The organism is Devosia sp. J2-20 (assembly GCF_055808475.1).
Genome location: NZ_CM147870.1, coordinates 1,230,853 through 1,257,842 on the forward strand (window position 1 = coordinate 1,230,853; position 26,990 = coordinate 1,257,842).

Here is a 26,990-nt window from a genome sequence, read left to right on the forward strand (position 1 = left end):
TCGTGGAAAGTGCAGTCGCCGTTTTGCTGGCACTGACAATCGGATATTGCGTCGTTCTCAACCAGCGGCTGAAGCGGCTTCACGCCGATAAGGACGAGATGCGCCAGATGGTGGCGGACCTTGTCGGGGCCACCAACCTGGCCAATCAGGCCATCAAGGAACTCAAACAGACCGCGGTGGAAGCGGATCTGTCGCTGAACTCACGACTGGAAGAAGCCGAGCGCTTTGGTGTCGAGCTGGCCAATCACGTCAATGCCGGTACGGTATTGATGGAGCGGATCGTCAAGATCACCAGCGTGGCGCGGCACAGCCAGACCATCGAGCCTGTCGAGCAGCCCAACAAGGTGCAGTCGGCGCTTGAGCAGTTGCAATCTCGCGTCCGTACCCGAGGAGCCGCTGCGTGACAAATATCCGCCTGTTACCCGTTGTCGTCTTCGCCATTGCGGCGCTTCTGGTGCTCAAGACCGTCGGTCTTGTCACCAATGGCGGCTACGTGCTGACAGGTGTGCGCACGGTACAGGCTGCGGGCGGCGGCGGCGGTGGCGGCGGGGAAGGGGGCAATGTTACCGAATCCGACGCCACTCTGACACTGCCGCAGGAGCCCACACTGCAAGATACCAGCCCGACAATGGCGGATCCTTCGCCGACCATGGGTCAGCAGAGCGAAGCGGGCGGCCACGGTGCGGCAGCTGCTCCAGCGGGCGGCCATGGTGAAGAGCCAGCCGCCGAAGGCGATCACGGCGACGCGGCTGCTGACGATCACGAAGCAACCAGCGAGACACTGGCTGCCGATCACGATCTGAGCAATGACGCGAGCCATGGTGTCGACGGCAGCAAAGATACGTATTGCGTGGATTCCGATGCTGCCATCGATGCTGAAGGCAATGTGATCATCAACCCAGCTTCGGACGCTGCGGCGGCTGCGGGCGATGGGCATGGCGGCAGCGCAGAACCTGAAATAGCCCCGCGCAGTGGCGATCCAATGCCGGTGTTTGCTGAATCCATGGCTGACTGCCTGCCATCAGGTGATGCAGTGCCACTGCTGATTGACGGCAAGGGTGGCGTGGTGCCGCTGATGTCGACTGATGCGGCATCCGAAACGGAGCAATTGCTGCTGCAGCGGCTGGCTGCGCGGCGCGATGAGCTGCAGAAATACGAAGACGATCTTTCCCTGCGCTCCTCAATCGTCGACGCCGCTGAAAAACGCATCGAAGAGCGTGCGGCCACGCTGTCTGCACTTGAAGCGCAAATCTCTAGCCTGGTCGATCAGCGCGAAGAGATGGAGGCTGGGCAGTTTGCCGGCATCGTGGCCATGTATGAAACGATGAAGCCCAAGGACGCGGCCAACATCTTCAACAATCTGGACATGAACGTGCTGCTGCGGGTCGCCAAGACCATGAGCCCGCGCAAGATGGCACCCATTCTGGCTGTGATGGATACGGCCCGGGCGCAGGAGCTGACGGTGGAGATGGCGGCGCTTGCGGACCGGCCTGCGTCGGAGATGACACCGGATGCTTTGGCCGCCCTGCCGCAGATCGTCGGTCAATAAGGCTTTGCCTGACAGAGTAAGGGGCCGTTAAGCCCATCCCGCTAGGGTGCACGATACGAGTATTGTGTAACCCGCGCGTATTGCCGGCCTAGAAATTGGCCTTTGAGTACGCGCTTTGCGTCGGGCGGGCAGAAGCCGGTGAAGACCGCTATCCAAGCAGGCTTGCTCAAGGTCAAAAAGACCTTGGCACTTTTGGCTGCGCTGTCAGTGCTGGGCCTTGTTGCGCCGGTATTCGCTGTCGAGCAGGGCCAGTTGCTGGGTACGCAGGAAGACGGCTATGGCCGCATTATCCTGAGCTTTCCGAGCCGCAATACACTGCCTGACTATTCCATGCGCATCGAAAACGGCGTGCTCTCGCTTGAGTTCGTCGAGCCTATTTCCGTCATTCTGCCCGATGTCAGCACCACCATGCCTGACTATCTGTCGGTGGCGCGCGTAGACCCGGACGGGCGTGGCCTGCGCATGGGGCTGCGGTCCGGCTTCAGTTTCAATCGTATTGAAGCGGGCGAGAAGCTCTATATCGATCTGCTGCCACCCAACTGGCAGGGGCAACCGCCCGCCTTGCCGCAAAACGTTATTGATGAGCTGGCCGAGCGGGCGCGTCTGGCCGCCATTCGTGCAGAGCAGGACCGCAAGGCCGCCGGTGTGGTTGAATTCAATCCACAGGCCAGTGTGCGCATTGGGCGTAATCCGACATTCCTGCGGGTGCAGTTCGACTGGTCGGTTCCCACGACGGGTGCCTATGTCCAGGAAGGGGATATGGGGATGATCGGCTTCGAATGGCCGGTCGGGATCGATCTGCGCGATTTGGCCATCGACTTACCGCCCGAACTGCTTGCCGTCGAAAGTGCCGTTAACCCCGATGGCTCGACGGTCACGCTGCAGTTGGCAGAAGGCATCAAGCCGCGCTTTTATGAGAACTCGCCGCGGCAATACATTCTGGACATCGATATTGCCGGGGTTGGTCTGCCCAGCTTTGACGCGGCCACACTGGCGGACGGCATTGCAAAGCAGGATCATGGCGCTGAGCACGGCGATTCCAGCGACCCTCTGGTTGGCATGTTGTACCCGCAATCGGCTGCCAAAACGGTAACGCCCTTCGTCAATGTGCTGGGCTCGACCGTGCGGGTGGTTTTTCCGTTCGAGCAGGACACGCCGGCTGCCGTGTTCCGGCGGGGTGATACGGTCTGGATGATGTTCGACACCGTCTCAGGCATTGCCCCACCGGCGCAGTCGGATGAGCTCGATACGCTGGCCCGTGAATTTGCTGTTGTCGCTTCCGGCGATACGCAGGTGGTGCGAGTGGAATTGTCGGATGACCGTCTGGCAACGTTGGGCTCGGAAGGCATGGCCTGGGTGCTATCGCTGGGCGATATCATGCTGACGCCGACCGAGCCGATCGAGTTGAACCGTCGCCGCGATGTCGAGGGCGATTTCGAGATGGTCGCCAATGTGGCACGGCCTGCTCGCGTGCACGACTTCCGTGACCCCAATGTCGGCGATGTGCTCAAGGTCGTGACAGCGTTCCCGCCCGCGCGGGGACTGACACGCACGCTGGACTATGTTGAATTTTCTGCATTGCGCAGTGTGCACGGCCTGGTGGTCAGGCCAGAGATCGACGATCTGAACGTCACGATCGAGAATGATCTTGCGGTCCTTGCCGTTCAGGGTGGATTGACGGTCTCGGCGATTGATGGTCCGCGTTCGATCGGCAATGGCATTACCGAAGCGATGCGCAGCGGTTTTGTTGATCTCGAGCGCATGGAACAGCCCGATTTCGGTCTGTTCGCCGAGGAGCGGCAGAACCTGCTGTCTGCGGCCGCCAATGCCGAAGGCCCCGAACGCGATCAGGCCCGTCTTGATCTGGCGCAGTACTTCATCGCCAACCGCTTTGCGCTGGAGGCGGTCGGTGTGCTTGAGGTTCTCGAAAAGGATCTCAAATCAACCGATCTGACGCGCAAGGTGCGCCTCTCACTGGCGATTGCAGACACGATTGCGAACCGTCCACGCGATGCCTTGCGGATATTGAACACGCCCACAATGGGGCAGGAGGTCGACGCACTGGTGTGGCGCACCATTGCGCGGGCCGAGAATTATGACTTCAAGGGTGCCAAGAGCGATGCGCTGGAAGCGCAGTCTGTGGTCGACGGCTACCCGACCTGGGTGCGCAACCGCTTCTATTTCTCCGCCATTCGCTCGGCCATCGAAGTCGGCGACGCCAACATGGCCGAACGCCTGATGGCCAAGATTGATTTCTCGGGGCTGGATTCCGAGGACAGCAGCCTGTTCCACCTGCTGTCGGGTCGCATTGACGAGGCCGAAGGCCGTATCAATGAGGCGATCGATACCTACGGTCAGGTGATTGCTGCCGACATTCGGCCGACACGCGCAGAAGCCATCTACCGTACGCTGCGCCTGCTCGATGATGCGGGCAAGCTGAACCTGGCCAAGGCCACCGAGACTCTGTCAGCTGAATCGCTGCTGTGGCGCGGTAATCCGCTCGAAGCGGACATGCAAAAGCTGCTGGCAGAGCTGTATTTCCGCAATGGCGACTATCGCCTGGGTTTTGAAACGGTCAAACAGGCCGTGGCGAACTATCCGGAAAGCCCGCCGATCAACGGCCTGCGCGATGAAGCCCAGAGCATGTTTAGCGAGCTGTTCCTCAATGGCGTCGCTGATTCGCTAGGCCCCGTGGATGCGCTGGGACTCTATTACGACTTCCGCCAGTTGACCCCGCCGGGCGCGCGTGGTGATGAGATGATCCGCAATTTGGCGCGTCGCCTGGTGCGTGTCGATCTGCTGTCTCAGGCCGCTGAGCTGCTCGAATATCAGCTGGACAATCGCCTGCGTGGCATCGCCAAGACGCAGATTGCTGCAGATCTCGCCGTGATCTATCTGGCCGACCGCAAGCCACAGGATGCCCTGCGCGTGCTTAACGCCACTCGGGTGCCCAATATTCCCGATTCTCTGGCGCGTCAGCGTCGGATACTGGAAGCGCGGGCGATGATTGATGGCGGCCGTGACCAGCTTGGCCTGGATCTGGTGCGCGATCTGGATGGTCGCGATGTGACATTGCTGCGCATTGATGCGCACTGGAAGGCACGCCGCTATACCGAAGCCAGCGAAATGATCGAGGCGCTGTATTCTGACCCCGAAACCAAGGCGTCCCTAAGCCAGCCGGCCCGGATGGGCGTGATCCGCGCGGCGGTTGGTTTCGTGCTCGCCAATGACAGGCTGGGGCTATCGCGTCTGCGATCCAAATTCGGTGACGCCATGGTGACGTCGCCAGAATGGCCGATGTTTGATCTGGTGACCGGCAATATCGAGGTCACGAGCCTGGAGTTCAAAACCGTGGCCAATCAGGTGTCGGGCGTGGACGGCATAAACTCATTCCTGGCGTCCTATCGCGATACCTATGGCGCGGATGGCGCGTTGGCGCCCATGGTGGCGTCGGAAACCAGTACTGGCCTGGGCAGCGCCGGCTAGCCGCTGGAAAAGCTGCGCACCAGCGAGCCTGCGACCAGATACCAGCCATCGACCAGCACGAAAAAGATCAGCTTGAAGGGCAGTGAGATCACCACTGGCGGCAGCATCATCATGCCCATGCTCATCAGCACAGAGGCAACGACCATATCGATTACCACAAAGGGCAGGAACAGCAGAAAGCCGATCTCGAATGCTCGCCGCAGTTCGGAGATCATAAAGGCCGGAATCAGCAATTGCAGAGGAATGGCTTCGGGCTCGGGCGGGATTTCGGCTTCAGTGAGGTCAAAGAACAGGGTCAGATCCTGCTCGCGAACATTGGCCCGCATAAAGGCATGCAAAGGCTCGCTGCCCTGTTCGAAGGCCTGGGCGATTTCTATGTCGCCCGACAATAAGGGGGCGATGCCTTGATCATAGGTAGCCTGCAAAGTGGGCTGCATGACAAACAAGGTGAGGAACAAGGCCAGCGAGACCATCACCGAGTTGGGCGGGGCGGTCTGCAGGCCGATGGCGGTGCGCAAAAGGGAGAGCACCACCACGATGCGGGTGAAGCTGGTCACCATCACCAGGATGGATGGTGCCAGAGAAAGCAGGGTGATCAGCCCGATGATCTGGACGGCGCGTTCGGTGATGGTGGTTTGATCACCGAAATCGATCGAAATGTCCTGACCAAACGCCAAGGATGGCGTCAGGGACAGTGCGACCAGTGTGGCCCATCCGACATAGCGCAGCAAAGGTCGGCGACGGATGGTCGCGCGATCAGTTCCGGTCGTTATGTCGGGTGCCGTCGTCAAGGTCAGTGCCTTCGATCTCTGCTTGTGCGCTGTCCTGTGTAGCTGAGTCGAGGGCTGGCTCAGCGGGCCCGTTGGAGTTTTCGGGGGAAACCGGCAATTCCATGTCGCTAACGGGGCGCAGCAGGCCGGTATGGCGCAGCGAAAGGTGCGCCTTCTTGTTGGTGGCGCGACCCTGTTTCTGCAGTTCGGCCAGTACAGTTCCGGGGGCGCCGGTGGGCTCGGTGGCTACAGGCGTTAGGGCGGTGGTGACTGCGGCGGTGGTTGCTGAGGCCGCTGCTGCCGGAACGGCGTTAGGCGCGGGCTTGCGTGCGGCGACCATGGGGATGGGACGGCGGCTGGTTTGGCTCGCGGCCTGTTCATCGACAGGGATGCCGGTTTCGACCACCACGTCCTGAGGGCCGCCCGTCAGGATCAGGTGCTCGACATTGTCGCGCCGGATGATCAGCAGCTGACGTTTCTGATCAAGAGCAAGCGTGTCGATGATGGCCAGACGGCGGTTTCGGCCGCGACCAGCAGTGCTGGTGGCATTGAACAGCAATTTAAGCAGCCACACACCTAGCACGATCAGGATGATGACGATGCCAAGGGCGAACAGGCCGGTCAGCAAGTAATTACCTGAACCGCCAAACAGGCTGGTGATGAACTGCATATCTGCTCCAAAGTCTATTCTGATCCGAATCCGGACGGCATATCTTGCCTAGTAAGCCGCGTAAATGTGCAGATTGCGAGACCTGCTTCCGGCAAAACCTGCGCTGGTTAACACTTGATTAACTATAACCCGGCAAGAATTGCCCATCGCAGGATTGGACTCGCGGGGACACGGCCAATGGGCCTTATGAACATGCCGGTGTTTACGGCACTTGCTGACAAGATGCGCTGGCACCAGACCCGTCAAGGTTTACTGGCAGAAAACGTCGCAAATGCGGAGACGCCCGGATATCGCGGTCGCGATCTCAAACAGTTCAATTATGCCGAGATCAATGGCGCCTTTTCGTCTGCGTCAGTGACCACTTCCGCCACGCAGCCAATGCACTTTTCAGTGGGTGGGCAGGGCGACAGCGCGTTTGGCGCCCAGCAGATGGCCAATTTTGAAATTACGCCGGAAGGCAATGGTGTCTCACTCGAAGACGAGATGATGAAGGTGACCACCAATATGATGGATTATCAGGCCGCTACCGGGCTGTACCAGAAGTCGATCAAGGTGCTGCGCACCGCTCTCGGCCGTTCCTAGGAAAGTAAGCGAATATGGATTTCAATTCTTCGCTTCGCATCGCGGCCACCGGGCTGCACGCCCAGACGGCTCGTATGCGTATCATCGCGGAAAACCTGGCCAATGCCGACTCGGCTGGCAAAGCGCCGGGCGATGAACCCTATCGCCGGCGGATTCCAACCTTCGAAACGAGCTTTGATCCCGACGTCGGTGGCAAAATCGTGGAAGTGGGCAAGATGGCCTACGACATGAGTGATTTCACCAGCCGCTACGAGCCGGGCCACCCGGCAGCCGATGCGACGGGCTATGTGCAGTATCCCAACGTCAATACGTTGATCGAGACCATGGATATGCGCGAGGCCCAGCGCACGTATGAGGCCAACCTCAATGTTGTCACTGTCACGCGACAGATGCTCGGGCGTACGCTCGACATCCTGCGCGGTTGATCGGGTAGGAATTCGTCATGGCTATCAACACCCCTTTCAACGCTGCCGCGGCCGCCTATGGCAATGCCAGCAAGCTGATCAACCAGTCGGCCAAGCCGGCTACCGACCTTACAGCGTTGGCGCCAAGCAATGGCGGTCAGAACTTTGCCGACATGCTCGCCAGCCAGGTGCAGGGCGTGGTCGATAGCGGCAAGACCAGCGACAAGATGGCCATGGATATGGTCAACGGAAAAGCCAATGTGGTCGATATGGTCACAGCGCTCAGCGAGACCGAAATTGCCATTGAAAGCATGGTCACCGTCAGAGACCGGGTGATATCTGCCTATGAAGAGATCATGCGGATGCCGATCTAGGCGTAGACTGGGCGCAGGGCGACGATTCGGTTGTCCAGCACAGGAACCAACATGACCGGCGCCGAAGTCCTCGACATTTCAAGCGATGGTATCTGGGTTTTGCTGATGGTGGCATCACCCATGATGGTCGTGGGGCTGGTGGTCGGCGTGATCATCGCGCTGTTCCAGGCGCTGACGCAAATCCAGGAACAGACCCTGGTTTTCGTGCCCAAGATCATCGCGATCTTTCTGACGATGCTGCTGACGCTGCCGTTTCTGGGCGCCACCATGGGCGGCTACATGAACCGTGTCGTCGACATGATCATTGTAGGTGGCTGAGGGTGACGATCGGCCTCGACTGGCTGCCCAATACAGCCTTTGTCTATATTCTGCTGTTTACGCGGATTGGCGCTATCCTGATGCTGATGCCGGCTTTGGGTGAAGACATGATCCCAATGCGCATGCGGCTGAGCTTCGCGCTGGCCTTTACGCTGGTGGTCTATCCGCTGCTGGCACCGAACCTGCCGGCCATGCCGGACGATGTGATGAACATTATCGGGCTGATCTTTCACGAACTGGCGATCGGCATCATGCTGGGGGCCATTGCGCGGATCACCGTGATGGCTACACAGGTTGCCGGGGCGATCATCGCTTTTCAGGCAGGGCTTTCAAGCGCCATGGCGGCCGACCCGACGCAAACAGGTGTGCAAGGGGCGGTCTTTGGCAGTTTTTTGAGCTTCCTGGGGATGGTGCTGATCTTCGCTACCGATCTGCACCACATGGCGCTCGCGGCGACGTTTGACAGCTATATGGTGTTTCCGCTCGATACGCCGCTGATGTTTGATGATGCTGCGCAATTGGCGCTTAGAACCGTTGGCAGTGCGTTTACGATCGGCATCCAGATGTCGGCGCCGTTCATCGTGTTTGGTCTGGTGTTCAACCTGGGCGCCGGCATTTTGGCGCGCCTGATGCCGGCCATGCAGGTCTTCTTCGTGCTGATGCCTGCCAATATCTTCATGGGCATCTTCCTGTTCGGATTGCTCCTGACAATGATGATGGGCTGGTACCTGGCAGGGTTCGAGCGCCATCTGGCAATGTGGAGGGGCTAAGCAGTGTCAGACGAAGCCCCCGAACAATCCTCCAAAACAGAAGACCCCTCCCAGAAAAAGCTCGAGGACGCCCACAAGAAGGGCGATGTCGCCAAGAGCCAGGAGGTCGTCACCTGGTTCATGCTGGCCGGATCGGCTGCAATTTTTGCTACCATGGCACCGGGTGCGGCAACCGGGTTGATGGGGTCGCTCGAGCTAATCATGATGAATGCCGACCGGATCTCGCTGGATGGCGATGGTCTGGGCGGCTTCTTCAACAATCTGGCGATGGCCCTGCTGGGCACAGTCCTTATCCCGCTGGTGGTACTGTCGTTTTCTGCGATCATCGCCAATCTCATCCAGCACCGGCCGCTGATGTCGGCAGAGTCGCTCAAGCCCAAGCTTTCCAAAATTTCGCCGCTGGCGGGGGCCAAGCGACTGTTCTCCAGCGAGTCGATCGTCAACTTCCTCAAGGGGCTGTTCAAGATCGGCATTGTCGGTGCTGTGGTGATTGCCGCCGTCTGGCCTGAGCGCGACCGGCTCGACACCATGATGACCGCGGACCCGCTAATCATTCTGTCGGACTTCTGGGAGCTCGGGATCAAGATCTTCCTAGCCACGCTGGCTGTGGTGACGCTGATCGCCTTCGCTGACTATCTCTATGTCCGCCAGAAATGGTGGAAGAAGCAGATGATGACGATGCAGGAGACCAAGGACGAGTACAAACAGATGGAAGGCGATCCTCATGTGAAGGGTCGGCTGCGTCAGTTGCGTCACGAAAAGTCGCGTCAGCGCATGATGGCCTCGGTCCCTGACGCCACCGTGGTGATCACCAACCCAACCCACTTTGCCGTGGCGTTGAAGTACGACAAGGCGATGGGCGCGCCGCAATGCGTTGCCAAAGGTGCCGATGCGGTGGCGTTCCGCATCCGCGAGCTGGCCAAGAAGAGCGATGTCCCGATCGTGGAAAACCCACCATTGGCGCGCGCCCTGTTTGCCAGTGTCGAAATCGGCGAGAGCATTCCCAACGAACATTTCAAGGCTGTCGCCGAGGTAATCGGCTTCGTGATGCGGCTCAAGCAGGGTGCCGGCTGGAAGTCACGCTAATGCGCCGGTGCGGCTGAGCCGCGCTAACTCGCTGTTTTGGATTGCAGCGGAAAGACGCGGTCATAGGCAAGATTGAAGACGAAGGCGTAGCCCATGTAGAACAGGGCGAATGACACATCCATCACCAGCGCCTGCCAGAGGCTGACGCCCAGATACCAGGCGATCAGCGGCATCAGGGCGATCAGCAGCCCCAGCTCGAACAGCACGGCATGCAGAACACGCATCGGCATCGATTTCTGTGTGTCACCGCGCAGGCGCAGCAGCAGGCGATCAAAGCCATAATTATAGATGTAGTTCCAGACCATGGCGAGCGTGGCGCTGCCCACACCGATGACCCCTATGTCGTGCATGGGCATGGCGAAGGCGAAAGCCCCCAGCGGGGTTATCAGGGCAAGCCCGATAATTTCAAAACTGATGGCATGGCGGATACGATCGCGTGGTGTGCGCATGGGAGACCTCAATGCAAATCGGGTCGTCCCGCAATCTAGGTGCCCGGATAGGGGGAGGTCGTCCTCACTTGCCGCAGGCATATCGTGGCGAATGACCAAAAATCAAATCGCGTCGTCCATCAGCCATCGTGGCCATGCAGGCGCAATGGTGCGTTGAAGTGCTGCCATAGCGCTGGTGCGGGTGCTGTTTGGACCGTAATGTCGGTTTGCTCGCCTGCACGGTGTTGAAAACGCCGTTCAGTCTCCCGAAGCAGGGGGGCATTTGCTAGACGTTAATACAGCGCCTGATTCGGCTCGACTCACTGGCTACGGAGCAGATTGACCCATGGCATCGACGCCGCTTGGCGAAGACACGTATCCCGACCCGCTGATTGCCAATGGGCGCAGCGGTGCAGGCCTGTGGCGGGTTTTGCTGCTGGGCATGTTCCTGGTGGGGATTGCGGTTGGTTTTGCACTGTTCAGCGAGCAGATTTCCCCCGACCTGATCATGACCTTTGTCGGCGTGCTGGCGGTGGTTGGGGTGTTCTGCCTGTTCGGTCTGGCGGCCGGGCTGTTTCGTTTCGCCAATGGCGAAGAGCGCCGGACAATCTCCAATGCCGTAGTCGACAGCCTGCCTTTTGGCGCGGTGGTGGCCGATCGTGACGGTAAGATTTCCTATGTGAACGCGCATTATGGCAGCTTCAGCGGGGCGCTGACCAATGGTCTGCCCGTTGGCGTGCCGCGGCTGTTTGCCGGCCAGTCTGACGCGAGTGAGGCGATCTACCGGTTGTCACGCGCTGCCAAGGATGGGCGTGCCGCGGTGGAGGATATCCGCATTGTAGGTGGCCTGGGCGGTTCGCAAGCCGACAGCAGCAAGGCGTTCTGGTATCGCGTGGGCGTACGTCCGCTGCCCGAGTCTGACGAGGCCAAGAAGCCATTGGTGATCTGGTCAGTTGAAGACATTACCCGGGATCGCGACAGCAATGAGAGCGCGTTCCGTGATCTGCAGCGGGCCATCGACTATCTCGACCATTCACCAGCAGGCTTCTTCTCAGCGGATGCGCATGGCCGCATTCAGTATCTGAACTCCACGCTGACCGACTGGCTTGGCTATGATCTTGCCGAGTTCAATTCCGGACAGCTGGGCATGTCCGATATCGTGCGCGGCGATGGTGCTACCCTGCTGATGCGCGGGCGCGGCGACGGCGAGATCCGCACCGAAATCATCGACATTGATCTCGTCCGCCGCAACGGCACCAGCCTGCCGGTACGCCTGTTGCATCGCGCTGCGCGCCTGGCCGATGGCGAACTGGGCGAGACGCGCACGCTGGTTCTGGACAAGTCCAACGCACCTGAGAATGAAGAAGAATTGCGCGCCGCTGAAGTGCGGTTCTCGCGCTTCTTCAACGACACGCCATTCGCCATTGCGACTTTGGACGCCGACGGGCGGATTATTCGCACCAATGCGCCATTCGGGCGAATTTTCCATTGGGCGGGCGAAGAAAAAAGCATCGAAATGGAGCCTTTGAGCGGGCTGATCGGCGAAGCCAGCCGGGAGCGTTTCGGCAAGGCTGTGGGCGAAGCACTGGCGCATCGTTCCGAGATCGAGCCAGTGGATGCGTTGCTGAGCATCGAGGGCGATCACGCAGTCCGGCTGTACCTTTCAGCGTCGGAGATGAGCGCGGGTTCGCCTGAGCAGATCAATGTCTATGCGCTGGACATGACCGACCAGCGCAAGCTGGAAGCGCAGTTTGCCCAGAGCCAAAAGATGCAGGCCGTGGGCCAACTGGCGGGTGGTGTGGCGCACGATTTCAACAATCTGCTGACCGCCATTATCGGCTTTTCCGATTTGCTGCTGCTCAAGCACAAGCCAGGAGATCCATCGTTCAGCGAACTGATGCAGATCAAGCAGAACGCCAATCGTGCCGCGGGCCTGACTCGCCAGTTGCTGGCCTTCTCGCGCCGCCAGACCTTGCGCCCTCAGGTGCTTGAACTGCCGCTGATCGTTGACGATCTGACGGTGCTGCTCAAGCGCATGATCGGCGAGAAAAACACACTGACTGTCGAGCATGGCCGCAACATTTGGCCGGTGCGCGCCGATGTGGTGCAGCTTGAGCAGGTGATCATCAATCTGGTGGTCAATGCGCGTGATGCTATGCCCAAGGGGGGCGCGATTACGCTGCGGACCTCCAATGTTGATCGCGGCGAAGCCGAGAAGTTTACTTTTGAAGGCATGGTGCCGGCGGACTATGTGCTGATTGACGTGCAGGATACCGGCACCGGCATGAGCGCCGAAGTGATCGAAAAAATCTTCGAGCCCTTCTTTACCACCAAGGAATTGGGCAAGGGCACCGGTCTGGGTCTGTCGACAGTCTATGGGATCGTCAAGCAGACCGAGGGCTATATCTATCCCGTGTCGACCGTGGGCGTTGGCACCACATTCAAGATCTTCCTACCGCGCCATGTGGCCAGTGAAAGCGAAGTGGCGGCCAAGGTTGCAGCAGCGGCAGCGCCAGTGCGCGATCTGACGGGACACGAACGCATTTTGTTGGTTGAAGACGAGGAGAGCGTGCGCGCCTTTTCGGCCCAGGCATTGCGCGCGACGGGCTATGAAGTGTTCGAGGCTGATGGCGGCGAAGAGGCCATGGAAGTGCTCGAGGATATCGACTTCAAGATCGATCTGATGATCTCGGACGTGGTTATGCCTGAAATGGACGGCCCCAGCCTGCTCAAGGAAGTGCGCAAGTCCATGCCGAACCTGAAGGTGATCTTTGTGTCCGGCTATGCTGAGGAAAGCGTGCGCCGCGACATCGAAGATGATCAGAGCGTGGAGTTCCTGCCCAAGCCCTATTCGCTCGACCAGATCAACTCCAAGGTCAAGGAAGTGCTGCAGAAGCTGGGCAAGGATGAGGTGCATTGAACGAGCAGGGGCGGTCTCCTGGTCCCAGTGAACTCAATGTTCTCGGCGAGGCATTGCAGCCCTGTTCACACGATCCACTAACTGGCTTCTTCCGCACGGGATTTTGTGCTGCTGGACCTGATCATGCCGCCGTGCATCTGGTGTGCATCGCCGTCAGCGACGTGTTTCTGGCTTATTCGAAATCGGTCGGCAACGATCTGACGACACCCATGCCGCAATTCGCCTTTCCCGGACTGGTGGAGGGCAATCGCTGGTGCCTGGTGGCAGGGCGATGGATGCAGGCACATGTCGCCGGTATGGCACCGCGTGTCTATTTGCGCGCTACAAATCAGGCCGTGCTGGGGCTGGTACCCCTCAACCTGCTCAAGAGTTACGCGCTGGACCTGAATTGAAAACGGGCGCCTTGGCGCCCGTATCGTCGCGGCCCTAGGCGGTGCCACCGGGAATGGGTGTTCCGGATGCCAGCAGACCTTTTTCTGCCAGCGTGGTCCACAGTTCAGCGGGTATGGCGACATCCCACCAATCGAGGATGCCGTCGAGTTCCGCCGGCGAACGCGGGCCGGGCAAGACGTTGCACACCACGGGATGGGTCAGGGGAAATTGCAGCGCAGCTGCGGGCAGGGGCACATTGAACTGGTTGCACACCGTCTCGATGGCCTTGACGCGGGCGACGATGGCCTCAGGGGCCTTGGCGTAGTTGAACGTCGTGCCGCCTACCAGAATGCCGGAATTGAACGGGCCGCCGACCACGACAGATGAGCCGCGTTGGGCGGCCGTCGTCATGAAGGGGGCCAGCGCAGTCTGTTCGAGCAGGGTGTAGCGGCCTGCCAACAGGAACACATCCCAATCGCCTAGCGTCATGGCATCCATGAGCACTTCCCACTCGTTGACGCCCAGGCCGATGGCACTGACCAAGCCAGTGTCTCGCAGCTCGCGCAGAGCGCGATAGCCGCCGCTGGCCAGTTGCTGCCAGAGCGGTTTGTTGGCTTCCACGCCGTGGGTTGCGACCCCGATGTCGTGGACATAGAGAATGTCGACATTATTGACGCCCAGCCGCTGCAGGCTGTCCTCAAACGAGCGCATGATGCCGTCGTAGGAGTAATCGTAGACCTGATCGAAGGGCAGGGGATCGACCCAGGCGCCCTTGTCCTGAACACCGGGGCTCACCGGCTTGAGCAGACGGCCCACCTTGGTGGACAGTATTGTCTCTGCGCGGCGGGTGCGCACGACATCGCCGACCAGATGTTCGGAGCGGCCCAGACCATATTGCGGCGCAGTATCGACGTGGTTCAATCCGGCATCGAGCGCATGATGAATAGTGGCGCGAGCCTGATCTGCGGGGACAGCCGAGAAGATACCAGCCAGGCTGGCGCAGCCCAGCCCCAGCGTGGTGATCTCGAGACTGGACTGGCCAATGCGGCGTTTTTCAAGTGTGCGAGACATGCTGTTTCCCCGGCAATTCAAAGCGCGGGGAAACTGACATGTTAGTTGCTGTGCAGCAAGTTAATAGATGCTGCCCACGATCAAGGGGTGTTCTGTCTCCATGCGCACTGGATTGCGGAGGGCTGCGCCGAACTGCGCTTCTTCGAGTTCGAAAATGTCGTCCGGCTGGGTCGAAATACCGTCAGCAAAGCTCAGGGTTGCAGTGCCGAAGCAATGCACGTGGACATCGCCTGGGTTGCGGAACAGGTCGTATTTGAAGTGGTGATATTCCAGATTGGCGATGGTGTGGCTCATATTGTCTTCGCCCGACAGGAAGGGCTTTTCCCACAGCACCTTGCCGTCGCGGTAGATGCGCGACATGCCCTCGATATGGGCAGGCAAATCACCGACCCGCAGTTCGGGACCAAAGGAGCAGGCGCGCAGCTTGGAGTGAGCCAGATAGAGATAGTTGACGCGTTCGGTGACGTGATCGGAGAATTCATTTGCCAAGGCAAAACCAAGGCGTCGTGGCTGACCATTGTGATCGATCACGTAAATTCCAGCGATCTCGGGCTCCTCGCCGGCGTCGAGCGCAAATCCTGGGGAAGGGATGGGGTGGCCTGGGCGAACCACTGAATAGCCATTACCCTTGTAGAACCATTCGGGCTGGACACCCTTCTCGCCATCAGCGGGCTTGCCGTTTTCTAGGCCCATCTGGAACATCTTCATGGAATCGGTCAGGTCATTTTCCGTCTTGGTGCCATTGGCCTTGTGCATGGCATCGCGAGTTGCGGCTGAACCGAGATGGGTCAATCCGGTACCGGTCACGTATAGATGAGCGGGATCGGGATGATCGATAGGCGAGAGCATGCGGCCTTCGGCGAGAATCGCACCGCGGTCAACAGTGGCCCCCAGCCCTTTGGCCTCGATCAGGGCTGCCAGCCCACCCGGACCGGCCAGCGCCTCAATGGTCAGATCATAAACACTGGTGGCACCGATAACGGTTCGGGCGACGTCGTTCTGGATGGCGGCCACGGCACGATTGCCGTCGAGATCGAAGAACTGGATGAGATTCATGGCGCGGCTCCTGCGCGAAAAACGCCCCAAAGGGCAAGGTTGCAGGCATAAAACGCAACATGGGTGCCAGTGGCAAGTCCAAAAATCATACTTATTAGGCGCTAGCTGCCGACGGCCTTGATTCTATACAGCTCAAAATCGGATCCGGCACGATGTTCTCATTTTGTCCCTTGACATAAACGGAACAAGATGAGAACAAATAAAGCACATTGTATGCACCCCCAAACGAGGCGGCCGCGCGTTGCGCAGTCTCCCAGAGCGTGGAATAAGGAGAGAATTGATGGCTAACGCGTCGCTTCGTGTTGTTGAAGGTGGATCGATGGATAAGGACAAGGCACTCGCCGCAGCGCTCGGTCAGATTGAGCGCAATTTCGGCAAGGGCTCGATCATGCGTCTGGGCGAGGCCAGCTCGATCGAGGTGGAGTCGATCTCGACTGGCTCGCTCGGTCTGGATATCGCGCTGGGCATTGGCGGCCTGCCAAAAGGCCGTATCGTTGAGATTTTTGGACCAGAAAGCTCGGGTAAGACCACGCTGGCACTGCATGTGATTGCCGAGGCCCAGAAAGCCGGCGGTATCTGCGCCTTCGTTGATGCCGAACACGCGCTGGACCCAATCTATGCTCGCAAGCTGGGTGTCAATGTTGACGATCTGCTGATCTCGCAGCCGGATGCCGGCGAACAGGCGCTGGAAATTACCGATACGCTGGTGCGGTCGGGTGCGATCGACGTCCTTGTTGTCGATTCTGTCGCTGCACTGACGCCACGCGCCGAGTTGGAAGGCGAGATGGGCGACTCCGCTGCCGGGCCTGCAGGCCCGTTTGATGAGTCAGGCCATGCGCAAGCTGACTTCCTCGATCTCGAAGTCGAAATGTCTGGTTATCTTCATCAACCAAATCCGCATGAAGATTGGCGTGATGTACGGTTCGCCCGAGACCACGACCGGCGGCAATGCGCTGAAGTTCTATGCTTCGGTTCGTCTTGATATCCGTCGTATCGGCGCACTCAAGGATCGCGAAGAGATCGTGGGCAACCAGACCCGGGTCAAGGTCGTCAAGAACAAGCTGGCGCCGCCATTCCGTCAGGTTGAATTCGATATCATGTATGGCGAGGGCATTTCCAAGACCGGCGAACTGCTCGATCTGGGCGTCAAAGCCGGGATTGTTGAGAAGGCGGGTGCCTGGTTCTCATGGGATAGCCAGCGTCTGGGGCAGGGCCGTGAAAACGCGCGGCAATATCTCAAGGATAATCCTGAAGCTGCCCGCACCATCGAACAGGGTGTGCGCGAAAGCTCGGGCCTGTTGGGCGAAGTACTGCTGGTCGAAGGATCGGGCACGACCGAAGACGAATAGGTTTTCCTCCCATGCGGGGATGACTGGGCACCGCGGTAGCGGTGCCCTTTTTGTTTTGGCGCGTCCTGCTGAAAGGTCGCAGAGCAAGAATTTGCAGCGGTTGGCTGGGCGCAAAGATGCAGCGGCAGGCCCGCTGGAGGTGTTCTAAAGAATGGTGATTGACGCCAGATCGGCTCCGGAGGGTCTGGCGGGCGCAGCAATGCTGGACATTTCGCCAAGCTGCGCGATAGAAAGCCAGCCTAACTTTGCTGTGGTGCGCGGGCACCAGTCTCCGAATGAAAGTCCTCTCATGACCAGCGTAAACGACCTGCGTTCGAGCTTTACAAACTACTTTACCCGCAATGGTCATGAGGCGGTGGCGTCCAGCCCATTGGTCCCGCGCAATGATCCGACACTGATGTTCACCAATGCGGGCATGGTGCAGTTCAAGAATACCTTTACCGGTATCGAGAAGCGGCCATATTCGCGGGCGACTTCGGCGCAGAAATGCGTGCGGGCTGGCGGCAAGCATAATGATCTGGACAATGTCGGCTTCACGGCCCGCCACCACACCTTCTTTGAAATGTTGGGCAATTTCTCGTTCGGCGATTACTTCAAGGAAGAAGCGATCGAGCTGGCCTGGACGCTGCTTACCAAAGAGTGGGATTTGCCCAAGGAAAAGCTGATGGTCACCGTCTATCAGGACGATGACGAGGCCATGGCGCTGTGGAAGAAGATTGCTGGCTTGGGCGAAGACCGGATCGTGCGGCTCGGCGCCAAGTCGAACTTCTGGCAGATGGGCGATACCGGTCCGTGTGGTCCGTGCTCAGAGATTTTTTACGATCATGGCGAGCATGTCTGGGGTGGCCCTCCGGGTTCACCAGAGGAAGATGGCGATCGCTGGATCGAGATCTGGAACTTGGTGTTCATGCAGTATGAACAGCAGGGTGACGGTAGCCGTGACAGCCTGCCACGCCCCTCGATCGATACCGGCATGGGCATCGAGCGTATCGCTGCGGTGATGCAGGGCGTGCACGACAATTACGATATTGACCTGTTCAAGTCGCTGATCGGGGCAGCCGCTTCGGCGACCGGGGTTGATCCAAAGGGCGAGGGCAATCGCAGCCTGCGCGTGATCGCCGACCACTTGCGCTCGATGAGCTTTCTGATTGCCGAGGGCGTGTTGCCTTCCAATGAGGGGCGTGGCTATGTGCTGCGCCGGATCATGCGTCGTGCGATGCGGCACGCTACGTTGTTGGGGGCCAATGAGCCGGTAATCCACAAGCTGGTGCCGACGCTGGTGCGGGAAATGGGGCAGGCCTATCCCGAACTGCGCAGCGGTGAAGCCATGATCGCTGAAACGGTGCGGCTTGAAGAGGGACGTTTCCTTAAGACGTTGGGCCGCGGCTTGCAGATACTGGCCGATGAAACCAAGGATATGAACGAAGGCGCAGTGCTTGATGGTGGTTCGGCCTTCAAGCTCTATGACACCTATGGATTTCCGCTCGATCTGACCCAGGACGCGCTTCGTCTGCGTGGCATTACAGTGGATCAGCCCGGCTTTGACGCAGCTATGGCAGCACAGAAGGCAGAGGCCCGCGCCAGTTGGTCCGGTGCCGGTGGTGCTGCCACCGATACTGTCTGGTTCGGGCTGGCTGACAAGCTGGGCCCGACTGAATTTCTCGGCTACGAGACCGAGACGGCAGAGGCCGAAATCAAGGCACTGCTCAAGGACGGCGTTGAAGTTGCTGCATTGGCCGCCGACGAGGAGGGCATAGTGGTGGTCAACCAGACGCCGTTCTACGGCGAGAGTGGCGGCCAGGTGGGTGATAGCGGCGTACTGCATGGCGATGGTCTTGCCGCTGATGTGCAGGACACGCAGAAGTTTCATGGCGTCTTTGCCCATATGGTGAAGGTGAGTGAAGGCACGCTCAAGGTTGGTCAGCCCATCACGCTGGTGGTTGATCACACGCGCCGGTCCTCGATCCGCTGCAACCATTCGGCGACCCATTTGCTGCATGAAGCGCTTCGCATCGTGCTGGGCGACCACGTCGCGCAAAAGGGTTCGATGGTGTCGCCTGACCGTCTGCGCTTTGACTTTGTGCACACCAAGCCGGTTACCGAGCAGGAGATGGCCGAGGTCGAAGACATCGCCAACGCCATCGTGCTGCAGAATACCCCGGTTGAAACGCGCTTGATGGGCGTTGATGAGGCCAAGGAATCCGGCGCGCGGGCCCTGTTTGGCGAGAAGTATGGCGACGAAGTGCGCGTGGTGGCCATGGGCGAGCCGACAGGCAATGGCCTGGGCTGGTCGGTGGAGCTGTGTGGCGGCACGCATGTGCGTCGGACTGGCGACATCGGTTTGGTGTCGATCGTGGCGGAAAGTGCCGTGGGGGCTGGCGTGCGCCGCATCGAAGCGCTGACCGGTACTGCTGCGCGCCATCGCGGCAATACCCATGTGGCCATCGTGAACTCGGCGGCTGGTCTGCTGCGCTCTGGCGGTCATGAAGTGCTCGAGCGTATCGCGGCGTTGCAGGAGCAACTCAAACGCAGTGAAAAGGCCCTGAGTGACGCCAAGCAAAAGCTAGCCATGGGTGGCGGGTCGGAAAAGACCGAAGGTCCCGAGATCATCAATGGGATCGCGTTTGTTGGTCGGGTTGTCGAAGGGCTTCAACCCAAGGATCTGCGCGGCTTGATGGATCAGACCAAGAAGCAGGTCGGCTCTGCCGTGATCGCCATTGTCGGCGTCACGGATGATGGCAAGGCTGGGCTGGCTGTTGGGGTAACCGAAGACCTGATCGGCAGGGCCTCAGCGGTCGATCTGGTGCGGGCGGGCTCGGCGGCACTGGGCGGTCAGGGCGGCGGCGGTCGACCTGATATGGCGCAGGCCGGCGGCCCCGATGGAAGCAAGGCCGAAGAAGCTCTGGCTGCCATTCGCGCGTTGCTCTAAGGCCCTGCCGCGAGCGAAATTCAAAGGCTCCCGCTCTGGCGGAGGCCTTTTTTGGTCGCGTTGGAGAGCGAACCAGATGCCTAACGTCGCTCGCATTTTGCTCAAGAAGGACGACGATAAGCGGGCACGCTGGGCAGCAGCGTCTAAAGGACTTCTGACGTCACCAAGGGGCCGATGAGCTCAATGCGGTTGGTCCAAATATAGCCGTCGAAAGTGTCAGGGATCGTCTTGAGTAGTTCGGGGGTATCGATGCCCGAGGTGCCGGTTTCGCCTGCCTCGACAGGGCCGATCAGGATGATATCGCTGCCAGCCGCTGCCATTCGTTGGTGGAACAGGTCTGGCCAGCCCCACATTGCCCAGGTGTAGTTGATCGGCACCATGACGTGCGTATTGCGACATTCCACGGGGATATGCCCGCTCCAGCCAAGCAGAACGTAACCGATCAGGCAGTATCTGGTGCCTGTAGAGGTGAAACCACGGAGGTCAGGTATCAATTCGTTTGCGCGTTCTGTCGGTTCGGTGCCGCCATAGGCGGACCACAACGCGCGGCGGACATCGGGGTTCGCCTCGATGAGAGCAGCGAGTAGGATGCCCTCATAGGCGTCGTGGCTCTTGTAGTTGATCAGGAAACGCCCTTGGGGGAAGGCCGCGAACACCTCTGAGAGGGTGGGCATCAATCCAATCCCTTTGCCGCGCAGCGGGAAGGTGCTGCCTCTATCGACCGTGTAGCCATAGCCAAGGTCGAGCGCGCGCAACTCCTCCATACTGTGATCGCGAATGGGGCCCTTGCCGTCTGTGCGGCACCCCAGTGACCAGTCATGGAACACGGCCATCTGGCCATCAGTGGTTGCTGCAATGTCGATTTCAACCACATCGGCGCCTGCATCGAAGGCCGCCTTGATTGAGGGCAGGGTGTTTTCCATCAGGTCGTGAGTGGGTGGGAAGATGCGCTCAGCGGTGCAGGTGTCGTTGGCGATGTTGGTTCTGTCGAAGGTTTGGTGAACACCGCGATGGGAAAGCAGCCGGCGCTGCGGATCGGCAGGCGCGGGCGCGTGCCATGATCCGTTCAGGACAACAACGCTAATCGCGAACAGGACGAGCCCGGCCATTGCAATTCTGATCCACTGCCACATGACACGTTCGCAGCTTTAGGTGTGAGGGTTCTATTCTATTGAGGGAGAAGGAAAAAGTGAATGGTTGGCACCGAGGTGTCGGCAGCCCTCACACCTCGGGACCCTGAACTTCCGTGATGTTGGTCACCGGGCCGGTGCGCAGAGCGCGATATTCGGCGAAGCGGCCGGCGATGCGGGTGCGGGCACCATCGATGAAGACATTGACCAGGCCAGAGAGTACCACAACTGCCAAGCCTATATAGGCCAGCAGGTCGGGGTATTCGAAATAGAAGATCGCCCCAAGGGCGATTGCCCACACGATCTGCACATACTGGATCGGCGCGACCTGGCTGGCGGGGGCGTTGCGGGTGGCAGCGATAATGAGCAGATGCCCCATGCCGATAAAGCTCCCGCTAACAGCAAGCAGCAAGAACTGGGTTGGCGTCGGCATGATGAAGCTTGGTATCATCAGGATCGCGTTGAGTACCACCACGTAAAGCGCAGGCACGGCAATCAGGCTGACGCGCTTTTCCTTGCTGGCAATAATCCGCAAAATGGTTGTGGTTGCGCCGCCAAAGAACGCACAGCCAAGAGCCGCGAAATGGCCCGGTTCAAGTACTCGGAAGCCGGGGCGAACCACCAGCATGACGCCGATAAATCCCAACGCCAGCATTGCCCAGCGCGTGAGATCTACGCGCTCCTTGAGGATCAACACGCTCATGATGGTAATGAACAGAGGCATCATGAAGACGAGGGAATAAGTCTCAGCGAAGGGTATGTTGACGAAAGCGTAGGTAACCAGAGCGGCGGATGCGACGCCGGTGAAGGCGCGCAAGTGCACAAGGCGTGGATGAACCAGCTGAAAGCTCTGGCGCCAGTGCTCGCCCTTCGGTTTGACGAAGAGGGCCGGCAATAGGGAGAAAACGGCGATGAAGAAGCCGATCTCAAATACTGACAGGCTTTGCCCGAAGCCCTTGATGATGGCGTCGCCACACGCATAAACCGAATAGGCGACGACCGCATAAATCACGCCGACCTGCATGAAACACCCAAAACAGACTCTGTAGGAAATGCTGGCAAGCTATCGAGCGCCAGCGGGGCTGTCGATGGCCATAATGCTGCGTCAACCTGGTACCGGTCGGCTAAACAGCAAAAGGCCACCCGGTGATGTCCCGGGTGGCCCTGAATGGTCGTTATGTTCAAGCTAAGCGGTTAGAACGAGCCTTTAAGGCCCCCATTGACTGCAAACACATAGCCGGTGTCCCAGTTTTCACCTCGGGCATTGGAGCCCGCGGCCAGCGTGCTCACGGAGACGCCGCCGGTCAGTTGTACACTCTGGGAAACATTGTAAATGCCGCCCAGTGCGACGCCGTAGCGATCGGTTTGGGTGCCGGCGGTCAGTACACCGCCAGTGCGGGGGTGGACGTGCCGCGATCCCAGCTTGCCGTGCCCACAAGGCTCAACTGCTCACTGAGCGCGTGACCAACACCTGCGGTGACGGTCCAGCCGTCGCGATAATCGAAGGTGGATACCAGAGGTGCACCGATCGTGTTGACGGTGAGCTTCTGCAGCGCTGCCCAATTCATCCATTTGACCGAACCCAACGCCAGCCATCCGGGCGCGATGCCGGTCTGGCCGCGTACTTCAAAGGACTGTGGTGCGGTCACATCGGCAGATGCTGCGCCGCCATAGGCGGTACCTGTCAGGGTGTAGGTGACGGGCGCATTGTAGATGGCGCTGATCCGCAGGGCGTATTCGGGAATCTCATAGGCCAGACCTGCGCGCCAGCCGGTGGACCAGCCATTGATGGACAATGGCGTGTTGGTGGTCAAGCTGGTGGGAATGTCGGCCTGGTAGTCCAGGTTCTGCGCCGATACACCACCGATCAGGCTGACGACGCCCAGACCAACCTGTGCACTGACTGCGCAGGTGAGACCGATATCGGTTGAGCGGATGGATTCGGTCATCGCCTGGGAGGTCGATGCGGCATAGGCATTGGTGCGTGAGGTGTCAGATCCGAACGGGTTCTGGACCGATACGAGGCAACTCGCCATATCGAGAATGTCGGCCTTGATGCCAGCATTGTAGTGCACGCGAGAGGGGGTCGTGGATACCGTGCCTGCCATGACGCCCGCATTGGTCACATCCTTATTGATGTAGACATAGGTGGCGCTGCCTTTGGCAGTGTAGGTCGCAGGATCAAACAGCAGATCCCAGTCATAGCCATTGGCCTCGAGTCCGCCAGCATAGGCCACGCCAGCCAGCGGCAGGCTTACGGCCAATCCGGCCAGTACACTCGTCAATCGTTGATTTAGTCGCATGTGATCCTCCTAACCACCCATTGCGCCACAAGGCAGTTGCGCCGTTTCGCATGCTGCCGCCTTCCTCGCGGAATAGCTGACCAATTAGTCAGTCATTCCTCCTAATCGCGATGAAGTTGACCATTACGTCAACTAGTAGTGGATTTGGGGCCGTCGTCAATGCGCTGACTGCTTCTGTGGGGATAGCAGGGTCGACTGTTGCACCCAGGCCACGTCCTCGGGTCCGTGCTCAGATCGCCTGTGGGTGCGGCTCAACAAAAAAAGGCGCCTCCGAAGAGGCGCCTTTGCCGTCAGATGCTGTTGCTGGCTTACGAAGCCGACATTGCCTTCTGCAGATTGGTGTCAATGGCATCGAGGAAGCCCATGGTCGACAGCCATGGCTGATCGGGGCCGACGAGCAGGGAGAGATCCTTGGTCATCTTGCCTTCTTCAATGGTGTCGACGACGACCTTTTCGAGGGTGGCCGCGAACTTTGCCAAGTCCGCATTGTCGTCGAGCTTGGCACGGTGGGCCAGACCGCGGGTCCAGGCGAAGACCGACGCGGTCGAGTTGGTCGAGGTTTCCTTGCCCTGCTGATGCTGGCGGTAGTGACGGGTCACGGTGCCGTGGGCGGCTTCAGCTTCGACGGTCTTGCCATCGGGGGTCGCCAGCACCGAGGTCATCAGGCCGAGAGAGCCGAAGCCCTGGGCCACGATATCGGACTGTACGTCACCATCGTAGTTCTTGCAGGCCCAGACATAGCCACCGGACCATTTAAGGGCCGAGGCCACCATGTCGTCGATCAGGCGGTGCTCATACCAAATCTTCTTGGCTTCGAACTTTTCCTTGAACTCGGCTTCGTAGATCTCCTGGAAGATGTCCTTGAAGCGGCCGTCATAAGCCTTGAGAATGGTGTTCTTGGTCGACATGTAGCAAGGCACGCCACGGTCATATGCGTAGTTGAGCGAGGCATAGGCAAATTCGCGGATCGAATCGTCCAGGTTGTACATGGCCATGGCCACGCCAGCGCCGGGCGACTGGAACACTTCGTGCTCGATGACCTTGCCGTCTTCGCCAGTGAACTTGATTGTCAGCGTGCCCTTGCCAGGGAAGCGGAAGTCGGTGGCGCGGTACTGATCGCCGAAGGCGTGACGGCCAACGATGATGGGCTGGGTCCAACCGGGAACGAGACGTGGCACGTTCTTGCAGATAATCGGCTCGCGGAAGATGACGCCGCCAAGAATGTTGCGGATGGTGCCGTTTGGCGAACGCCACATCTTCTTGAGCTTGAACTCTTCAACGCGGTCTTCATCAGGGGTAATGGTGGCGCACTTGATGCCGACGCCAAACTTCTTGATGGCATTGGCAGCATCGACCGTGATCTGGTCATCGGTAGCGTCGCGGCTCTCGACCGAAAGGTCATAATATTCAATCGGAAGATCGAGATAAGGATGGATGAGTTTGTCCTTGATCGCCTGCCAGATGATCCGGGTCATCTCATCGCCGTCGAGATCGACGACGGGGTTGGCGACTTTGATTTTGCTCATCGGAAATATCTCCCTGAAATCCGCATTTTTGGCCTATGGGCCGGTTCCGCAGCCCCTATAGCATTGGCTTTGGAAACGCGCAAAGGTGCCATAGGGCAAGGGGGCATGCCAGTTGACACCGTGCATATACACGAATACCTCTCGGGTCATGAGTAGTGAGTTCGATCTGTGTCTGGTCCTAAACGCCCGCATGGCGTCGCGCGCCGTGACGCGACTTGCTGATAGGCGGTTACGGCAGCACGGCATCACGGCTGCGCAGTTCAGCATTCTGACCTCGCTGTGGGACCATCCCGGGCGCTCTGTGACGCAGATGGCCAGCGCCATCGCCATGGATCGTAGCACGCTGTCGCGCAATCTCGCCCTGCTAGAACGCAATGGACTTGTGACCACCAGTGCTGCAGAACGCGGCAATGGTCGTGTCAGTGCGCTGAGCGAAACGGGGCGCCAGGTGATTGGCGACGCAATTCCAGCATGGCGCGAGCAGCAATCGCAATTGCGCGCCGCGCTGGACGACCCAGAATTTTCCACAGTCATCGCCGCGCTGCGGCAGTTGGCGCGCCTTTGATTGCATCCCTGACGATCGGGACGCGTTGAGACTTAGAACAGGAGAAAGTGCATGCTGAAGCCAGATCCGTCGGATCCAATTGTTGTCACAGGCATGGGTGTGGTCAGTCCGCTGGGTGTTGGTGTTCCGACCATGTGGAGCCGGCTAACAGCAGGCAAAAGCGGCGTGGTCACCAATGATCGCTTTGATACCGAAGGGTTTGGTTCAACCATTGCCGGACTGGTGCCGCGCAAGGACACTGATGAGCATGGCTTTGATGCTGCCGATTTTATCGACAGCAAAGAGATCAAGAAGATGGATCTGTTCATCCAGTATTCGCTGGGGGCAGCGCAGGAAGCACTCGATCAGGCCAATTGGCATCCTACTGAACTCAAGGACCAGCAGGCGACTGCCACCATCATCGGTTCGGGCGTTGGCGGCTCACCGGTCATGGGACGGGCCTTTGAAATCATCCAGACCAAGGGCCCACGTCGCCTGTCGCCGTTCACTATCCCTTCGTTCCTCGCCAATCTGTCGGCGGGCTGGCTGTCGATTCTGCACAGCTTCCGCGGCCCCATCGGCACGCCAGTGACGGCTTGTGCTGCGTCGGCACAGGCCATCGGTGACGGTATGCGGCTGATCATGACGGGCGAAGCAGAAGTGGCCGTTGTTGGCGGCACCGAGGGGTCGGTCGATCCGATCTCTGTGGGTGGGTTTGCTGCCTCGCGGGCGCTGGCGACGACGTTCAATGATCGTCCATCGGAGGCGTCGCGGCCATTTGACAAGGGTCATGATGGTTTTGTGCTGTCCGAAGGCTCGGCAGTTCTGGTGATCGAAAAGCTCAGCCACGCCAAGGCGCGGGGCGCGACCCCATTAGCCATTCTCGCCGGCTACGGCACCTCGGCTGACGCGTATCACCTGACGGCAGGGTCGCCCGATGGCGCTGGTGCCCAGGTCGCGATGCGCAATGCGCTGGAAATGGCTGGCGTCGATCAGAGCCAGATTGGCTATGTCAACGCACACGCTACGTCGACTGCGGTTGGCGACGCGGCCGAGATCGCCGGTCTAACTGCTGTGTTTCCAGGGCGTGGCAAGGATCTGGCCGTGTCGGCCACCAAGTCGGCCACCGGTCACATGCTGGTGCCGCTGGCGCTTTTGAAGCGGTGGTCTCTGTGATGGCGCTGCGCGAAGGCCTGCTGCCGCCAACGATCAATCTGGAAGATCCTGAAGAAGCGGCTGACAAGTTCGATCTGGTTCCGAACACGGCCAAGGCCAAGAATGTGGATTATGTATTGTCCAACTCGTTCGGCTTTGGTGGCGTCAATGCCGCACTGGTGTTCGGCAAAATCTAGG

General features: G+C 59.4%; 23 protein-coding genes and 2 pseudogenes. 16 read left to right on the top strand and 9 right to left on the bottom strand.

Features of this window, described 5'->3' with window-relative positions; all coding sequences use genetic code 11:
- The first annotated feature begins 2 nt into the window (after positions 1-2).
- The 3 genes from AC0L37_RS05970 to AC0L37_RS05980 all read left to right on the top strand — a co-directional run bounded on the left by AC0L37_RS05970 (position 3) and on the right by AC0L37_RS05980 (position 5,035).
- On the top strand, positions 3-404 hold the full coding sequence (locus tag AC0L37_RS05970; protein ID WP_269369302.1) for a DUF6468 domain-containing protein: 402 nt from the start codon (positions 3-5) through the stop codon (positions 402-404).
- The gene (locus tag AC0L37_RS05975) at positions 401-1,549 is read left to right on the top strand and encodes a MotE family protein (RefSeq protein ID WP_212657503.1); all 1,149 of its coding nucleotides are present in this window, start codon (positions 401-403) and stop codon (positions 1,547-1,549) included. Before AC0L37_RS05970 ends, AC0L37_RS05975 begins: the two co-directional genes overlap by 4 nt.
- A 138-nt stretch (positions 1,550-1,687) precedes the next feature.
- On the top strand, positions 1,688-5,035 hold the full coding sequence (locus tag AC0L37_RS05980; protein ID WP_282221714.1) for a tetratricopeptide repeat protein: 3,348 nt from the start codon (positions 1,688-1,690) through the stop codon (positions 5,033-5,035).
- Here AC0L37_RS05980 and fliP read toward each other — a convergent pair.
- Both fliP and AC0L37_RS05990 read right to left on the bottom strand, forming a co-directional pair.
- A complete protein-coding gene (gene fliP / locus AC0L37_RS05985; protein WP_427857079.1) occupies positions 5,032-5,766 on the bottom strand; it encodes a flagellar type III secretion system pore protein FliP in 735 nt (244 codons plus the stop codon). The two genes, AC0L37_RS05980 and fliP, sit on opposite strands and share 4 nt — an antisense overlap.
- 25 nt (positions 5,767-5,791) lie before the next feature.
- A complete protein-coding gene (locus tag AC0L37_RS05990; protein ID WP_282221713.1) occupies positions 5,792-6,475 on the bottom strand; it encodes a flagellar biosynthetic protein FliO in 684 nt (227 codons plus the stop codon).
- A gap of 177 nt (positions 6,476-6,652) precedes the next feature.
- On the opposite strand from AC0L37_RS05990, the gene flgB reads away from it, so the two are divergent.
- The 6 genes from flgB to flhB are packed head-to-tail and all read left to right on the top strand — an operon-like array spanning position 6,653 to position 10,009.
- A complete protein-coding gene (gene flgB / locus AC0L37_RS05995; RefSeq protein WP_212657506.1) occupies positions 6,653-7,057 on the top strand; it encodes a flagellar basal body rod protein FlgB in 405 nt (134 codons plus the stop codon).
- Between the two features lie 14 nt (positions 7,058-7,071).
- The gene (flgC, locus tag AC0L37_RS06000; protein WP_269369311.1) at positions 7,072-7,482 is read left to right on the top strand and encodes a flagellar basal body rod protein FlgC; all 411 of its coding nucleotides are present in this window, start codon (positions 7,072-7,074) and stop codon (positions 7,480-7,482) included.
- 17 nt (positions 7,483-7,499) lie between these two features.
- The gene (fliE, locus tag AC0L37_RS06005) at positions 7,500-7,835 is read left to right on the top strand and encodes a flagellar hook-basal body complex protein FliE (protein WP_212657508.1); all 336 of its coding nucleotides are present in this window, start codon (positions 7,500-7,502) and stop codon (positions 7,833-7,835) included.
- A 51-nt stretch (positions 7,836-7,886) separates the two neighbouring features.
- Positions 7,887-8,153, top strand: coding sequence for a flagellar biosynthesis protein FliQ (gene fliQ, locus AC0L37_RS06010; protein ID WP_212657509.1), 267 nt, complete (start codon positions 7,887-7,889; stop codon positions 8,151-8,153).
- Positions 8,154-8,155: 2 nt separating this feature from the next.
- Complete coding sequence (gene fliR / locus AC0L37_RS06015) at positions 8,156-8,923, top strand: flagellar biosynthetic protein FliR (RefSeq protein ID WP_269369313.1); 768 nt, start codon at positions 8,156-8,158, stop codon at positions 8,921-8,923.
- A gap of 3 nt (positions 8,924-8,926) precedes the next feature.
- Complete coding sequence (flhB, locus tag AC0L37_RS06020; protein ID WP_212657510.1) at positions 8,927-10,009, top strand: flagellar biosynthesis protein FlhB; 1,083 nt, start codon at positions 8,927-8,929, stop codon at positions 10,007-10,009.
- Between the two features lie 23 nt (positions 10,010-10,032).
- Here flhB and AC0L37_RS06025 read toward each other — a convergent pair whose 3' ends face one another.
- Positions 10,033-10,458 (bottom strand): PACE efflux transporter, encoded by a 426-nt coding sequence (locus tag AC0L37_RS06025; protein ID WP_282221712.1) that lies wholly within the window; start codon positions 10,456-10,458, stop codon positions 10,033-10,035.
- Between the two features lie 325 nt (positions 10,459-10,783).
- Between AC0L37_RS06025 and cckA the strand changes: the two genes are divergently transcribed.
- Both cckA and AC0L37_RS06035 read left to right on the top strand, forming a co-directional pair.
- Complete coding sequence (gene cckA / locus AC0L37_RS06030) at positions 10,784-13,357, top strand: cell cycle histidine kinase CckA (protein WP_212657512.1); 2,574 nt, start codon at positions 10,784-10,786, stop codon at positions 13,355-13,357.
- The gene (locus tag AC0L37_RS06035; protein ID WP_282221711.1) at positions 13,354-13,749 is read left to right on the top strand and encodes a DUF2237 family protein; all 396 of its coding nucleotides are present in this window, start codon (positions 13,354-13,356) and stop codon (positions 13,747-13,749) included. The genes cckA and AC0L37_RS06035 overlap by 4 nt, the downstream gene beginning before the upstream one ends.
- 34 nt (positions 13,750-13,783) lie before the next feature.
- Here AC0L37_RS06035 and AC0L37_RS06040 read toward each other — a convergent pair whose 3' ends face one another.
- The gene (locus tag AC0L37_RS06040; protein WP_282221710.1) at positions 13,784-14,800 is read right to left on the bottom strand and encodes an aldo/keto reductase; all 1,017 of its coding nucleotides are present in this window, start codon (positions 14,798-14,800) and stop codon (positions 13,784-13,786) included.
- 60 nt (positions 14,801-14,860) lie between these two features.
- Positions 14,861-15,856, bottom strand: coding sequence for an AraD1 family protein (gene araD1, locus AC0L37_RS06045; protein WP_282221709.1), 996 nt, complete (start codon positions 15,854-15,856; stop codon positions 14,861-14,863).
- A 280-nt stretch (positions 15,857-16,136) separates the two neighbouring features.
- On the opposite strand from araD1, the pseudogene recA reads away from it, so the two are divergent.
- A pseudogene (gene recA, locus AC0L37_RS06050) lies at positions 16,137-17,205 on the top strand (recombinase RecA).
- A gap of 289 nt (positions 17,206-17,494) precedes the next feature.
- Positions 17,495-20,134, top strand: a complete 2,640-nt coding sequence (gene alaS / locus AC0L37_RS06055; protein ID WP_282221708.1) for an alanine--tRNA ligase — start codon at positions 17,495-17,497, stop codon at positions 20,132-20,134.
- A 143-nt stretch (positions 20,135-20,277) separates the two neighbouring features.
- On the opposite strand, the gene AC0L37_RS06060 is transcribed toward alaS, so the two are convergent.
- The 4 genes from AC0L37_RS06060 to AC0L37_RS06075 all read right to left on the bottom strand — a co-directional run bounded on the left by AC0L37_RS06060 (position 20,278) and on the right by AC0L37_RS06075 (position 25,093).
- A complete protein-coding gene (locus AC0L37_RS06060; RefSeq protein ID WP_473314595.1) occupies positions 20,278-21,267 on the bottom strand; it encodes a glycerophosphodiester phosphodiesterase family protein in 990 nt (329 codons plus the stop codon).
- Positions 21,268-21,355: 88 nt separating this feature from the next.
- A complete protein-coding gene (locus tag AC0L37_RS06065; protein ID WP_282221706.1) occupies positions 21,356-22,288 on the bottom strand; it encodes a DMT family transporter in 933 nt (310 codons plus the stop codon).
- A 355-nt stretch (positions 22,289-22,643) separates the two neighbouring features.
- Complete coding sequence (locus AC0L37_RS06070) at positions 22,644-23,567, bottom strand: outer membrane protein transport protein (protein WP_473314598.1); 924 nt, start codon at positions 23,565-23,567, stop codon at positions 22,644-22,646.
- A gap of 308 nt (positions 23,568-23,875) precedes the next feature.
- Positions 23,876-25,093: an NADP-dependent isocitrate dehydrogenase gene (locus tag AC0L37_RS06075; protein ID WP_282221704.1), complete on the bottom strand. Its 1,218-nt coding sequence runs from the start codon at positions 25,091-25,093 to the stop codon at positions 23,876-23,878.
- Positions 25,094-25,241: 148 nt separating this feature from the next.
- On the opposite strand from AC0L37_RS06075, the gene AC0L37_RS06080 reads away from it, so the two are divergent.
- The 3 genes and pseudogenes from AC0L37_RS06080 (at position 25,242) to AC0L37_RS06090 (ending at position 26,989) form a co-directional block, all read left to right on the top strand.
- A complete protein-coding gene (locus tag AC0L37_RS06080) occupies positions 25,242-25,658 on the top strand; it encodes a MarR family winged helix-turn-helix transcriptional regulator (protein ID WP_282221703.1) in 417 nt (138 codons plus the stop codon).
- Between the two features lie 132 nt (positions 25,659-25,790).
- Positions 25,791-26,797: pseudogene (locus AC0L37_RS06085) on the top strand (beta-ketoacyl synthase N-terminal-like domain-containing protein); the annotation flags it as partial.
- Positions 26,798-26,812: 15 nt separating this feature from the next.
- The gene (locus AC0L37_RS06090; RefSeq protein ID WP_473315469.1) at positions 26,813-26,989 is read left to right on the top strand and encodes a hypothetical protein; all 177 of its coding nucleotides are present in this window, start codon (positions 26,813-26,815) and stop codon (positions 26,987-26,989) included.
- Position 26,990 lies beyond the last annotated feature (1 nt).

Excerpts from the sequence above, each read along its gene's own strand:
- AC0L37_RS05990 (WP_282221713.1), bottom strand. The coding sequence starts at position 6,475 with ATGCAGTTCATCACCAGCCTGTTTGGCGGTTCAGGTAATTACTTGCTG.
- flgB (WP_212657506.1), top strand. The coding sequence starts at position 6,653 with ATGGGCCTTATGAACATGCCGGTGTTTACGGCACTTGCTGACAAGATG.
- flgC (WP_269369311.1), top strand. The coding sequence starts at position 7,072 with ATGGATTTCAATTCTTCGCTTCGCATCGCGGCCACCGGGCTGCACGCC.
- fliE (WP_212657508.1), top strand. The coding sequence starts at position 7,500 with ATGGCTATCAACACCCCTTTCAACGCTGCCGCGGCCGCCTATGGCAAT.
- fliQ (WP_212657509.1), top strand. The coding sequence starts at position 7,887 with ATGACCGGCGCCGAAGTCCTCGACATTTCAAGCGATGGTATCTGGGTT.
- AC0L37_RS06025 (WP_282221712.1), bottom strand. The coding sequence starts at position 10,458 with ATGCGCACACCACGCGATCGTATCCGCCATGCCATCAGTTTTGAAATT.
- cckA (WP_212657512.1), top strand. The coding sequence starts at position 10,784 with ATGGCATCGACGCCGCTTGGCGAAGACACGTATCCCGACCCGCTGATT.
- AC0L37_RS06040 (WP_282221710.1), bottom strand. The coding sequence starts at position 14,800 with ATGTCTCGCACACTTGAAAAACGCCGCATTGGCCAGTCCAGTCTCGAG.
- araD1 (WP_282221709.1), bottom strand. The coding sequence starts at position 15,856 with ATGAATCTCATCCAGTTCTTCGATCTCGACGGCAATCGTGCCGTGGCC.
- alaS (WP_282221708.1), top strand. The coding sequence starts at position 17,495 with ATGACCAGCGTAAACGACCTGCGTTCGAGCTTTACAAACTACTTTACC.
- AC0L37_RS06060 (WP_473314595.1), bottom strand. The coding sequence starts at position 21,267 with ATGTGGCAGTGGATCAGAATTGCAATGGCCGGGCTCGTCCTGTTCGCG.
- AC0L37_RS06065 (WP_282221706.1), bottom strand. The coding sequence starts at position 22,288 with ATGCAGGTCGGCGTGATTTATGCGGTCGTCGCCTATTCGGTTTATGCG.
- AC0L37_RS06070 (WP_473314598.1), bottom strand. The coding sequence starts at position 23,567 with ATGCGACTAAATCAACGATTGACGAGTGTACTGGCCGGATTGGCCGTA.
- AC0L37_RS06075 (WP_282221704.1), bottom strand. The coding sequence starts at position 25,093 with ATGAGCAAAATCAAAGTCGCCAACCCCGTCGTCGATCTCGACGGCGAT.
- AC0L37_RS06080 (WP_282221703.1), top strand. The coding sequence starts at position 25,242 with ATGAGTAGTGAGTTCGATCTGTGTCTGGTCCTAAACGCCCGCATGGCG.
- AC0L37_RS06090 (WP_473315469.1), top strand. The coding sequence starts at position 26,813 with ATGGCGCTGCGCGAAGGCCTGCTGCCGCCAACGATCAATCTGGAAGAT.